The organism is Acinetobacter sp. ANC_7511, assembly GCF_056779975.1.
Genome location: NZ_JBWYIY010000001.1, coordinates 68,267 through 80,637 on the forward strand (window position 1 = coordinate 68,267; position 12,371 = coordinate 80,637).

General features: G+C 42.2%; 18 protein-coding genes. 2 read left to right on the forward strand and 16 right to left on the reverse strand.

All coding sequences use genetic code 11. The features are described from left to right. Window positions 1–7 precede the first annotated feature (7 nt). From AC1M9L_RS00355 to AC1M9L_RS00430, 16 genes are all read right to left on the reverse strand, one after another. On the reverse strand, window positions 8–196 hold the full coding sequence (locus AC1M9L_RS00355; RefSeq protein WP_481589996.1) for a hypothetical protein: 189 nt from the start codon (window positions 194–196) through the stop codon (window positions 8–10). A gap of 9 nt (window positions 197–205) precedes the next feature. Continuing rightward, entirely contained in the window at window positions 206–589 is a 384-nt protein-coding gene (locus tag AC1M9L_RS00360) for a DUF4054 domain-containing protein (protein ID WP_481590999.1), read from the reverse strand. 8 nt (window positions 590–597) lie between these two features. Next, a complete protein-coding gene (locus AC1M9L_RS00365; RefSeq protein ID WP_481591000.1) occupies window positions 598–981 on the reverse strand; it encodes a hypothetical protein in 384 nt (127 codons plus the stop codon). 13 nt (window positions 982–994) lie between these two features. After that, window positions 995–1,990: a DUF2184 domain-containing protein gene (locus AC1M9L_RS00370; RefSeq protein WP_481591001.1), complete on the reverse strand. Its 996-nt coding sequence runs from the start codon at window positions 1,988–1,990 to the stop codon at window positions 995–997. A gap of 6 nt (window positions 1,991–1,996) precedes the next feature. Further along, on the reverse strand, window positions 1,997–2,467 hold the full coding sequence (locus AC1M9L_RS00375; RefSeq protein WP_481591002.1) for a structural cement protein Gp24: 471 nt from the start codon (window positions 2,465–2,467) through the stop codon (window positions 1,997–1,999). A gap of 14 nt (window positions 2,468–2,481) precedes the next feature. Beyond that, window positions 2,482–3,666, reverse strand: coding sequence for a DUF2213 domain-containing protein (locus AC1M9L_RS00380; RefSeq protein WP_481591003.1), 1,185 nt, complete (start codon window positions 3,664–3,666; stop codon window positions 2,482–2,484). A 236-nt stretch (window positions 3,667–3,902) separates the two neighbouring features. Continuing rightward, complete coding sequence (locus AC1M9L_RS00385; RefSeq protein WP_481591004.1) at window positions 3,903–4,199, reverse strand: hypothetical protein; 297 nt, start codon at window positions 4,197–4,199, stop codon at window positions 3,903–3,905. Window positions 4,200–4,246: 47 nt separating this feature from the next. Next, window positions 4,247–5,056 carry a phage head morphogenesis protein gene (locus AC1M9L_RS00390; RefSeq protein ID WP_481591005.1) on the reverse strand — a complete coding sequence of 270 codons (810 nt, stop codon included), beginning with the start codon at window positions 5,054–5,056 and terminating at the stop codon, window positions 4,247–4,249. Continuing rightward, window positions 5,031–6,389 carry a DUF1073 domain-containing protein gene (locus AC1M9L_RS00395; protein ID WP_481591006.1) on the reverse strand — a complete coding sequence of 453 codons (1,359 nt, stop codon included), beginning with the start codon at window positions 6,387–6,389 and terminating at the stop codon, window positions 5,031–5,033. The genes AC1M9L_RS00390 and AC1M9L_RS00395 overlap by 26 nt, the downstream gene beginning before the upstream one ends. Before the next feature lie 8 nt (window positions 6,390–6,397). Continuing rightward, window positions 6,398–7,924 carry a phage terminase large subunit gene (gene terL / locus AC1M9L_RS00400; protein WP_481591007.1) on the reverse strand — a complete coding sequence of 509 codons (1,527 nt, stop codon included), beginning with the start codon at window positions 7,922–7,924 and terminating at the stop codon, window positions 6,398–6,400. After that, window positions 7,902–8,384, reverse strand: a complete 483-nt coding sequence (locus AC1M9L_RS00405; protein ID WP_168396906.1) for a DUF2280 domain-containing protein — start codon at window positions 8,382–8,384, stop codon at window positions 7,902–7,904. The genes terL and AC1M9L_RS00405 overlap by 23 nt, the downstream gene beginning before the upstream one ends. A gap of 46 nt (window positions 8,385–8,430) precedes the next feature. Beyond that, on the reverse strand, window positions 8,431–9,075 hold the full coding sequence (locus tag AC1M9L_RS00410) for a putative metallopeptidase (protein ID WP_481591126.1): 645 nt from the start codon (window positions 9,073–9,075) through the stop codon (window positions 8,431–8,433). A gap of 41 nt (window positions 9,076–9,116) precedes the next feature. Then, window positions 9,117–9,368, reverse strand: a complete 252-nt coding sequence (locus AC1M9L_RS00415; protein ID WP_481591127.1) for a DUF6953 family protein — start codon at window positions 9,366–9,368, stop codon at window positions 9,117–9,119. A 1-nt stretch (window position 9,369) separates the two neighbouring features. Further along, entirely contained in the window at window positions 9,370–9,609 is a 240-nt protein-coding gene (locus AC1M9L_RS00420) for a DUF2158 domain-containing protein (RefSeq protein ID WP_481591008.1), read from the reverse strand. A gap of 78 nt (window positions 9,610–9,687) precedes the next feature. Beyond that, entirely contained in the window at window positions 9,688–9,858 is a 171-nt protein-coding gene (locus tag AC1M9L_RS00425; RefSeq protein ID WP_481591009.1) for a hypothetical protein, read from the reverse strand. 506 nt (window positions 9,859–10,364) lie between these two features. After that, a complete protein-coding gene (locus tag AC1M9L_RS00430; protein WP_481591010.1) occupies window positions 10,365–10,595 on the reverse strand; it encodes a hypothetical protein in 231 nt (76 codons plus the stop codon). Between the two features lie 325 nt (window positions 10,596–10,920). On the opposite strand from AC1M9L_RS00430, the gene xseA reads away from it, so the two are divergent. Next, a complete protein-coding gene (gene xseA, locus AC1M9L_RS00435; protein WP_481591011.1) occupies window positions 10,921–12,183 on the forward strand; it encodes an exodeoxyribonuclease VII large subunit in 1,263 nt (420 codons plus the stop codon). Further along, window positions 12,176–12,370 carry an exodeoxyribonuclease VII small subunit gene (gene xseB, locus AC1M9L_RS00440; RefSeq protein ID WP_481591012.1) on the forward strand — a complete coding sequence of 65 codons (195 nt, stop codon included), beginning with the start codon at window positions 12,176–12,178 and terminating at the stop codon, window positions 12,368–12,370. The genes xseA and xseB overlap by 8 nt, the downstream gene beginning before the upstream one ends. The last annotated feature ends 1 nt before the right edge of the window (window position 12,371 follow it).

The window sequence follows — 12,371 nt, forward strand, 5'->3', positions numbered from 1 at the left end:
ACATCACCTACTTTGCAGCAGTTTCCTTTTTAGGTTCTGCTTTGGTTTCAACCGCACGTTTAAAACCATGCGGTGCCAGAATGTGTGCAATATCGGTATCCGACTCAATCACACCTTTTTCAACCTTGTATGTGGTGCCTGCAATTTCAAGCGAAGTCGCTTTAAAGTTTTCAGGCGCTTGATACTTAAATGACATGCCTTGCTCCTAAACAACGAAAGCACCAACACCAATACGATTGGGATTAGTACCATCATTGCCAACTGGAATTGAATTTTTTAATGCCAGGTAACGCTGGCCATAAATGCTTTGGTTATAAAATGCATCGGTACCAGAACGTGAAAAGCTCACACTCTGACCTGCAATAGTCATACTTGATGCATCTGAAAAGCTGTTACCAGACTTTGATTTGTGTGCAACTCTGAGAATATGTGCTGCATATAGACCCACAGCACGTTCTTTCAGATCACCAAATTCAAGCGCCGTTACAACAAGATCAGCCTCTTCTAATGCATCGGCAATTTCAGCATCAGAAGTATTTAATAATGTTGTGTCGTACTTAAACTTTAATTTAAAAGCTTGTGGGTCCATAGTTCACCTTATTCAGTAGCTTGAGCAAGTTTTTCTTGCAACTGTTCAAGGGTTTCATCTTCAGCAAAGGTGATTTCAAGATCAGTCAGCGCTTTACGCACGTCATCAATCGTGAGCTCAGCAGGTTTGGATTCATCCTTACCTTTACCATCGTCAGCTTTGCCAGATTGTGCACCTTTACCACGACCTGAAGCAGGTTTTTCAACCGCTTCTGCAACTTCTTCAAAAGCAAGCTCACCCGCATCAATCAGGTGCTTAGCAAACTTATTTTTTTGAAGTGCTTTGTGGTGATTGGCTTCGACTACTACGGCGATACCTTTAGGCAAAGTTGCCACACCCGCAAAAACAAAAGCGGCATTAGAGCCGCTGTAAGTGTATAAATATTTAGCCATGTGGTTTTAATCCTTATGCATGGTCAAGGTAACGAAGTGAATCAACACGCTTCAGCCAAACACCTTGGTATTTGTAGTGGCCTGGCACAAGTACATCCAGTCCTTTCGGTTGCGCCGTCAGGAACTCAACGCTGTTGCCTTTGAATTGAATACATGATGGATCACGGCGATAGATGATCGAACGGTCAGCACCAGCGGTACCTTTACCATTGCCACGACCAGAACCACGAATAGTTAATGTTTTGCCTTGAGTGGTGAAGATGTTGTTTTCTTCAATGTACTTCAGGAATGTTTTACCACCTGAGTTTGGTACCACACGTGTTGAAAGGTGTGTGTACTGCGCTGATGCCATCAAGTAGGTATCAGGCTCAATAGACGCATCACCGTCAAACAGGTCTGCTGAGTCAGCCAGCGAATTATTGAAGTCGGATAATACCTCTTCAATGGTCGCCGTAGACCAATCATGCTGACCTGTCACAATAGTGACGCCTGTTTGGTTTAGGAAACCATTCACCTGTTCAAGTTGACCACTTGCATTGGCTTTTGTGTAACCATACCAAGCCACATTCGACATGTGCTTTTCAGCTGCCAAATTTGCAGCCTGAACTTTATCCGCTTCAAGCGTGAGGTTCATTTGCTGTGCGGTCGCCAATTCAACCACTGAATATTGGTAGCCAATCACACCCACCTTCACAGGTAGGCTTACAGTATCGTATTCAACTTCTGCAAGCGGAATATCATCACCAGTACCAGCATAATCTTCGCCGATACCCACACCTTTTTTACGAGACAGAATTTCACCACCACCATAAATCGCATTTACATTGGTCACTGGGATGAACTTGGCATAGTCAAGGACCTGTGCAAGCTGTGGTGTAATTTCGTTTTGTTCTTCGATCTTTACGAAGAGCTGTGCCAATGCATCCATGTTGAACGCATCGCCTACTTGTGCCTGAATGGCAGGTGAAATCGGCGTTAAACGCGCTTTCATTTTTGCTAATTTGCTCATGTTTAATTAAGCTCCACGAAGATTAAGAAGGGCTAAACCATCGGCACCTGTCACGGTTTCCCATGCTGCGCCTGGCAATACTGTTCCGTCAGTTGCTGAGCTCGACAAAGAACCCAACGGCGCTGCTGTAGTACCGTTAGCAGTTTTTACATAAACCGCAGCAGTAATGTCTGTGATCGGCGCTGAAGGCTTAACCCAAATCGCACCTTCAAACATCACTGGCACCATATCAGCCGCTTTATAGGCTTCTTTGCCAGCCGCCGTTTTGCCTGTCTTACCAACGCCGTGGCGTACCACCACGCCAAAACGTGTCGGTGTAGCTCCTGTTACAGCCGTTACAGATTTACCATCGGTCGTGCGAACAACCACATCACCATCATTGACTAAAGTCAGACCTGAAAGTGGTAATGACAGTACAACCTCTTTGGCAGTTAAGCGGCCACGCTGACCGACCACCGCATTTAATTGCTGAACCATGATTCAAGTTCCCCTTAAATTGTTTTGTATGCAGCAGACTTGTCATAACCCTTATTTTCTTTAGGGTCCTGATTATTGTTTTGCTGTTGTTGCTGTTGATGTAATGCATCACCGACGGCATTGCCTGGTGTGGTCGATTTCACGGCTGACAGTGCACGGAATACCGTGTCGATCTGCTCAGGTTTAGCATCACCGACGGCAACACCACCCAGTACAGCGGTCACCAATGTGTCACCTGCTTTGGCTGCAATCACATCACGTTTGATTTGCTCACATGAACAGCCTTCAGTTTTGATACCTGGTACCAAGGCAACGGCGTCCGCAACCACTGACGCACGTTCAGCCACAACCTGATCCAGTTTTTCAGGTGTGATTTGGTTTTTCTCAAGATCACCGATTTTTTGTTTCAGTTCCGCATTTTCAGTCTGCAAGGTATCAACCACTGCTTGTACAGCTGGCAATTCGTCACCGATGGCAAATTGTTTATCACCGACTTTGAGTTTTGCTGCTTTTAAGTTTTCAAGCTGGTCTTCTTGTTGCTTTACAGCATCAGCTAGCGCTTGGTTGTCACCAATCTCAAAGCGAATACCGTTTACTTTAATTTCCATCTTCTTCCCCTTTGGGTTTGGTTTATGGTCACCGACGCGACAATCACCGCCACAGCGACCGTATTTCACCAGCGCCACGTGATTGCCTTTAAAATTGATAAATTTGGCTTGATACGGCGTACCATCTGGCGCCGTGCCTTGTTCAAGGACAAGATCAGCCGCATAGCCTAATGAGATCTCAACGCGCTCATTGTTTTGGATTAAACCGATACTGTTCTGGTCTTTAATGATCAGATCACCGACCAAGAAATCACCCTCTTGGCGCACATTGAAACATTCGCCAATGTGGTATTCCTTCCAGTTGGATGCATTGATTTCATTCTTAGGTGGGTGATAGTCCGTTGTGTCTACGCCGTCGAATCCTTTAATGACTTCAGGCTTAAATAGATCCTCAGCTGCCACATAGACATTGATGACCTGATCCGCTGAATAGCCTTCCAAATTTGGAAATTCATAAGCGTAGTACTGACGGACTTGAGGTGCTTTGGCCAAACGTACATTGACGCATTTCAGATACCCTTCTTGAGTAAATGAGCGTGTACTTTCGCTTGGTGCAAAGTCACCAATTTTGAGTTGGTAAATGAGTTTCATAAATTGAGCTCAATAAAAAACCACCCTAAGGTGGTCTGCTATGGTTTCTTTGGTGGATAAACGACTATTGGCGGTGTGTCTATATTGGGTGGAATTGGTCTTGGTTTTGGTTGATAGCCTGAGGCTCTATTGCACGAGCAAGCACAACAATGTTTACAGCACATACATCACCTTTCTGTGGGCAATAAAAAACCCACCGAAGTGGGTTAAATTAGATAAAACATCAAGTGACTTTACTATTGATCTTTAAGTGAATTCATCATTACCGAAGCATCTGCTGCCCAACACTCTAAAGCACAATCTTTATCAAATTTACTTAATCCAATCCCTTCACAACAATTTTTAGTCACTTGTAGAATTTCAATTGAATCCATATTCAACAGCAACTCGATATCGAAGTTCGATTCTTTAAAAACATCAAATAAAGGCTGAAAGTGGGGATCAACCACATCCATAGAAAGATACTCTCCAATCCATTCAATTGATCTATTTTTTACATCCAACAAAATATCTAGTTTTTGGTATTGTTGCATCTGTAATCCCCTGCATATCGAAAGATACTTTAAACCAACCTTTTAAATCAGTCGATCAAAATATCCTCATAATTCGGCAACGCCGTGCATCGACATCTAATCTTTTGACCAGGATGACCTCCCTTTGGCGGTGTATCCCATCGAAAGGTTTTACCATGATGGCTTCGGCATAACGGACGAACTTTTTCATCCTTTGATGTTAAATAATCGTAAGTCGTTACACCTAAAGACGTCTGACGTTTCTTATTGATAGCGCCGTTGATCTTACCCATCTGATCGGCTGCAATCAGTCGTGCACGACTGTCTGTGCTATGACCGAGTTTTTTTATTTCCTGAGCTAATTCCTCGTTGGTCTGCCCTGTCTGCAAGGCATTCATCACCAATGCTTCAAGCTTATCAGTGTATTGACTTGGGATAGACTTAATCAGTGAAACGTTTGCAGCAATCTGATTATCGATTTCATCCTGAATATCAGCACCTCGGAAAAACGGCGTCAAATCCACACCAAGGATGGTCTTGGTATGACTGGCAATTTGCTTATCCACTTCCTTGCTGGTATCCATGACCACCTTAGTGGCCAAAGATACCGACACTTCCATGGTGTACTTGACCATCTTTTCACGTAACGCCGTGAATAGATCCGTCACCCAGCTATCACCAATATTCCGCCCTACAGTGGGTAAAACTAGATCCTTGGTTTGTTCCTGGCAATATTTGGAGATTTCCAAAAGCTGACGAGTATAGAACAGCTCAACACGGCGATTTACCTTGACTGCCTTAGGTTTAGCCTTGCGTCCTTTCTTACTTTTCTTGATCTGCTGAAGCTGAGGCTTAAGGATCTGTATGATCGTCGTCATTGGCTGTCACCATGGTTTCCAGCAATTTGATGTGATCTTCACTAATCACAGAGTAAACGCCATCAATATTAAGCTGACGTGCGATCTGCGGTTCAGTAATGATGCCCATATTGAGATACTTTTCATCACGCTCAGCATTGGCTTTTTCCACTTCCGCTCGGACTTTCGCATCCAATTGCCAAAGCGGGTTAAATACGACATCCAGCTCAGGTATTTTACGCCCAAACGTGGACTGACAGATCACAGCGAGAAACTTCATCAAGATCGGCTTAAGGTCCCATTCCTGCTTAGTAGCAATCGAGTCGTAATAATTACGAGTGTCATGCTCACCAGTGGCATTCATGCCTGCAGGTGATTGGCCAAACAGAATCGTATAAGGGATATCTGCCGCGCCTGCTGTCTGGACTGAGAATTCACGCATCATGTCAGGCAAGCCGCCGAAACTATACGTTTTTGATTCGTACTTTTCTTCAGCATCAAGGACCAACATGCCGTTTAAGCTTTTCATCAGCCCCACAGACATGAAACGTTCCATGACGCCTTTCATATCCTCTCTAATCTTATCGACCAAGTTCGGCGTTTGAATGACATCAATCTTTGATTCATGAATAAGGCTAGCAGATCCACGCTTTACACTGGCATGGTCAAGTAGATCCTCATAGACTTCTTGCAGAATGCTTTGAGGCTCTTCATTCACCACATCAGCATGAGCAATACGAATTAGACGAGTATGGTGAATGCGCTTTTTCGCTTCATTCCCCATTTTCATTTCGTAAAATTCAGGCTGTTTTAGCAATCCACAGCATGCCGACGGCGGTAAATAACTGTTTTTATCCGCCGTGATGTATTTCTTCTTGATGACCGTAAAGAATTCCAAACGACCTTGACCAAGTTTAGAAATATCTAAAGGTTGATCTAAGGCAGCACCGTCAGCTGTTCCAAGCAGGATATACACAACGCCGTAAAGGCGAGACAGGATTAAGCCTGATAAAAGCACATGCTCTAAGTTAAATGCCTTACACGCTTCCTCAAGACGTTTTAAATCATCACCTTGAATGCCTTCATAAAACCATCCAGCACGCAGCATGTCAGATGCAGGACGATTGACAATACGGCGTGCAAGCCAATTCTGATACACCGCTTCAAGTTGATCATCGTCGATGTCTTTACGGACGAACTTGCCACCTGTAGCTTTGTCACGCTCGGTACCAATATTCGATACCAAGTTTGTATATGCACCCGCATCGCCAATGGCGTTGATTGCCTGTTTTACTGCGTCAGCTACAAGCGTTTTAATTTTACCGCCTGTATCAGACTTTTTATCTTTAGCCATAAATACCTCTAATCAAATACAGTCGGCTTTTTCGCAAGTGAGTCATTAATCGCATCGATGGTAGGGTCCCATTGGTCATCATGCTCATGTGTGAAGTCGGCTTTAAGACCCTCGATTTCTTCAACATAATTCAATAACCACGGCGCACTCACAGGTAGAACAACACGGCGATCTTCAACGTAGAACACCACATCCATAGTACGAGTCAGCTTGTCTGTATCACGCTGAATCGCTTTGATCGGTAATGTGGTTTCACGCGAAATGTTTTGAATCAGCATCGTTCCAGATGCTTTATCCTCGATGGCCATGTATCGAAGCTTGCCGATCTTGGTATTGCTTTCCTTATGCTTATTGATGAAAGCCTTAGCTTCCTTAATCAGCTCAGGTGCTTCCCATTTGCCACGGCGCACATCGATGATGTACAGGCGATTGTCATAACCAAGCCCTGCACATAAGAACACTGAATAGTCGTTATGCTCTTTGGTTTTTTGCGCCGTATCTGCCCATATCGCACGCCACTTCAGTGGAGGCAATTCAAGATAGCGATCAAACCATTCAGCTTTAACAAGGTCACCGCCAAGCTTTTTAGGTTCTTGCTGGTACTGACTGCTGAACGTGTAACGCGACACTGTGGCGCCGTCTTTGTCCTGACCGCCTTTCTCCAACTGCAGTAATGACTGCAATGATTCTTTCAGTGGCCAATAACTCTGACGTCCTTTCTCATCACGCTCGACATCACGTGGCACTTTACGGCGTATATGCTCAGGCAAGGTATTGATGTAAGCATCATCAATCAGTGCCGGTATCGAGATCTGATGCCATTTCCCTGGCACGTTGCCAGTCATCACAAAGTTAGTCGGATCCTCAACGTGTAAACGCTGCATAATCAGAATAATCGGTGTAGATGATTTGGCTTTACGTGAGTTGACCGTGTTCAGAATCTTACGATTTGCCTTGTTACGTGCCGTCTTACTAAATGCATCTTCAGGCTTGAGCGGATCGTCCAGGATAATCGCACCAGTAAATCCAGCATCTGCCAAAGTACCTGCACGGCGGCCCGTAACTTGACCACCCATCGAAGCGGAATAAACATGTCCCGCTTCATAGCCGTCTACAGTCGTTTTCCAGCTTGCCTTAGCATCGGTACTGGTCGAGATCTTCACAGGCCATAAGCCCTGAAAATCAGCCGATTTCACGATGTTTCGCGCCGTAGATGACACATCCTCTACAAGTGACTGCGAGAATGACAAATATAAGAATCGTGAACGCTGGTTTCGAGCAATACCACGTGCAATCAGATTGGTCAGTAGTTCAGTCTTACCCGAACCCGGTGGAACGTTAATGACTAAATTTTCAATGCGACCAGCAATGACTTCATCAATTGCCCATGCAATATATTCATGGTGCCAATTAACTGAGAACTTAAACCCCATACGAGGCATGAAAAAACGGCGTGTGAAAAACAAATGTTCACGTTCACATTTCTCACGTTCGATCTTTATCTCAAGCGGTCTAGTATTTACTTTCGAGTTCATCTAACACCTGCTTCACTAATTCAGGGCTAGCATCCACGTAGGTAACATTTTCGCTTTGTAATGGTCCACCACCCGCGCCAGTCAATTCTGTTTTATTGGTGTACTTACCACCGACATCTTCAGCCACCTGTTTAAGAATGGTCAGCTGTAAAATCGGGTTACGTTTGTTCTGTGGGTTATTCAGCAAATTCTCATAATGACGTAAGCGCACGGCGAGATTCGCCAAGGGCATTTCATCTGTGTTTTTACGGAACTGCTCCCGGGTTTTATAAAACTCGTCAGCGAGTGCTTTACTGAGGTTTTGCCCTGTACGTTTGGTCGGGTCGTATGCCTCACACTGCTGACGTGAAATAGTGATGCCAAACTCTTGTTGGACAAGCTCAACGGTTTCAGTAGGTGTATTCCACTGCGCTAAGCTACGCACGATAAAGAGTTTGTGCTTTTGATTTAGCGTTGCCATTGCTCTTTATCCGTCCAACTTCGTCCAACTTAATGGACAAAAAAATTTAAACGACCTTCAGGAAGCAAGTACCGCACGCATGGTAAATATCGGCTCTTGAAATTTCAGGTCGCTGTTTCGCTGCATCAATCATGGTTTGAACTTCTTCGCTTGCACCATAACGGCGTACCACACCAGTGAATTCCTCCACGTCATGCCCTTTTATCTCAAGCTTTGGTAAACCTGTTTCACGGTTAAATTGAGGAATACCCCATTCATCACGCTTATGTGCAATGTGGTAAAGCTCATGCTCAACCAGTGCACAAAATGCAATATCATTCGCCACCTGGGCAAATTTGGCATCAAACGTAATAAGGTATTCAGGAACTTGACCAAACCATTGTTCAAATTGTTCCTCTTGGCGTGCTTTCTTCCATCCACCCATATTGATCATGACTTTTTCAGCCTGACCAACAACGAAGCGCCCCTGTTTGATAAATCCGCCGTTTGCCCACATCACGGCGATCTGTGGCCAGTAAAATGAGTCCAGATGAATATGATCAGGGTTAAACACTTCGGAATGTTCATCCAGAAATACCGCTTTAATCCATGCCCATAGTTCTGGTGCTGGCATGAAGTTCGGTGTATCTAAATCGAATATTTGTTTTGGCGGGTATGGTCGAACTGGTATGGCTTGTCCGACTTCTTTCATAAATTTTTCCATTAAAAAAGCCACCTTACGGTAGCTTAAATTTAACCTCTAGCTTCTCTGCCAGTCTCATCTTCAGCAATTCGATAACGCCAATATCGATCTGGCTTAACCCAAACCACATTATCTTCAGTTTGCATTTTGAATCCACTATTTACATTGAGCTTAAGAACCAAGTTTCCATCTGTATTTTCTTTCAAAAAATCCATTTGGTTTTGTTTTACAAGGAAATCAACCACATCTTCTTGATAGAGACATCCATCTTTTTCCAAATTATTAAGCATCCAATGAATCACATCACTCAAGTTCAGGCTCTGAACTGGGAGTAGACCCTGCTTGCTGCTCCTCTTTAACCAGTACTAACTCACTTTTATAAAAGAAGCCTGACTCCAATTTCTTTCCAGCAAACCACTGACAGCGATATTGTCCTATATTTTGTCCAGTAGTCATAAGTTTGTTCACAGACATATCTGGGCCACCTGCTACGGACTTAACCACTGTTCCTACAACTAATTCTTGATTATTGTCTTCACTCATTTTTTTCTCTAAAAGTACTAATGAAATTAATACTTTGGGTTTAACACAAGTAATTCAAGATATAAATTTAAAAATTTTTTAATATAATACGTTCCGTAAGTTTCGGATGCGCTCCTTAAGCTCAATCATGATTTCATCAATCGCAATCATTTGATGACGCTTAAGTCCTGAACGGCTGAGGTTTTGATATTTAGCCAGCTCCGCACAACAGAACTGTAAATCTTGTTTAGCTTGCACACGATCTGTCATATAAGTCCCTACCGCGTTAATACAATATTTCAAACAAAAGAAACCCCACTAACAATTACGTTAGTGAGGTTTAGTGCCGTAATAAGTTCGGCAAGTACTTCAAAAAGGGCTTGCTCTTACCTGCGAGCCCTTTAGGTTGGCATGGTGCAAATACATGCATGCGTTAGAAATTCAAGTTAGATGTTAAACATCCAAGTTTGTTGAAAGGAAAACGCAATTCCGTATTTCAACTTGAACACTTCCGTATTGCTTACGGTTACAACCCAAGATCACATTAACACCCCTTTAAACTTGAAAAATAAAGTTAATGTAAGGGAATTTATTTATCGCTTTAACTTGCTAATTCAATGAACGATTAATTATGTTAATAATTTAAATGGCAAAAAAATACCTCCTGGGTGAGGAGGTAAAATTGAAGAACAGGTTAGGTCCTGTGCATAAATAATATTCAATTTCTAAAAGCGTAGCATTAGCAATAAGTTACAATATTATATTAGAAGAATTCATTAACCCGAAGATTTTAATTCAAGCTGTCTATCATCTTGAGTAATCTTAATTTTAATATTTTGATAAGTACGCTTACTAGGATTCATAGCGGATCCTACTACCTCTTCAAAAAACCATCTATCTTTCATTAACTCTGCATATAGCTTGTAGCCTATCAATATTCTTTCAGGTTTTTTATTATTCGCTAATGTTTCTTTAAAAATATTGTTTAACTGGTTTACATCTACCATAAATAAAAATTAGCTCTAAGTTTAAGAAGCCCATTATGCCTTATTTAAAAGTTCAAACAATGACAACTGCCTGTTATTAAAGCTTTCAGAACAAACAAACGTTTAAAACACTATACTTCGTAACTTTATCACCAAAAAAAAGAAATATTGATAACAAAAAAGCCCACCATTTGGCGAGCTTTTAAATTAACTTCATGTATCAACGTACACTTCGGTCACTATAGCTGAAATATGCCATAACCCTTGTGCAAGGTCAAACATTCATCATTGTCTTTGAACAATATGTTCGTTAGTATTTTTAGTAACCTCATCTCGCTGCTCAATGATGTCTGATTACAAGCTAACCTTAAGTGAATATTTATCCACTGTTCAAGAAGTTATACGGGTCACCTTTGATGAACCTGTTTGGGTCAAAGCAGAGATAAGAAATTTAAATATTAAAAGCGGACATTATTATCTTGAGCTGGCAGAAAAAGAGGAAGGTTCAGACAAAGTGATCGCCAGTTGTAAAGCGACTATTTGGAAGTCTTCTGCTCAAAAGATGGTTCTAAAGTTCGAACGTGAAAGTGGTATTGAGTTATCACGAGATCTTAATGTTCTGATAAAAGTTAAAGCCAAGTTTGACCCTCAATATGGTTTCTCAGTTAATGTAGAAGATATTGATTCAAGCTTTACGTTAGGTGATATAGCACGGCGCTATCAGCAGACATTAGAAAAATTACAAACCGAAGGTCTTACAGATAAAAATAAACAGCTACCTACGCCGTTTGATATTCAAAATGTCCTGGTCATTGCACCTGAAAATGCTGCAGGTTTAGGCGATTTCAAAAAGGATGCTGACGCATTAGACAAAGCCGGTGTCTGCCATTTCGTTTATCACAGTGCAACTTTCCAAGGCAATACAGCGCCAACAAGTATCCGAGATTCTTTAATAACTGCCCTTAAGCAATGGGTCAAAGATTATGAAGTTGCCCCTGATCTCATCGTTCTTATACGCGGTGGTGGATCTGTAAATGATTTAGCATATTTAAATGATTTTGATTTGGCAGCTCTGCTTTGTAAGCGTTCCGTCCCTATCTGGGTCGGTATTGGCCATGAAAAAGACCGAACGATTTTAGATGAAATTGCACATCGATCTTTTGATACACCCAGTAAGGTCATTGGAGGTATACGTAATTTGATTGTAGAGCGTGTCCAAAATGTATCTGATTCTCTACAAACTATTAAGTTGTTATCTCAGCATCAGATCACGGCGTATCAAAGCCAGAATGATCAATACATAAAGTCAATCAAGACACTGGCGAATAATCAAATTAGTTTAACTAATCGAAATTTAGACTTAATTAAAGACACCACTCAATATTTAGCTCAGCAACAGGTTAAGCTGGCTTCTCAGCAAGTTGAATCTCTCATGCGCGAAACATTACTTCAGAATCCCAAAAATGTTATGGCCAAAGGTTTTGGTATCGTCCGTAGCCAAGGCAAAGCCATACGTTCTATTCAACAAATATCAGGTCATAGCATTCAAGTAGAATTACAGGATGGTATTATCAATGCCAATGTGACTCAGGTATCTAGCAATGACTAAGAAAGAATTAACATTTAAAGAAGGCTATGAAATTCTCAAAAAGAACGCCGAGCTCCTTGAGTCTCAAGATGAACCAGATATTGATAATTTGATGAAAATTGTTGAAGAATCGATGTCAGCATATAAAGCCTGTAAATCACGTGTAGACGCCGTTCAACAAGCTTTGAATGAGACATTTAAGGATTGAA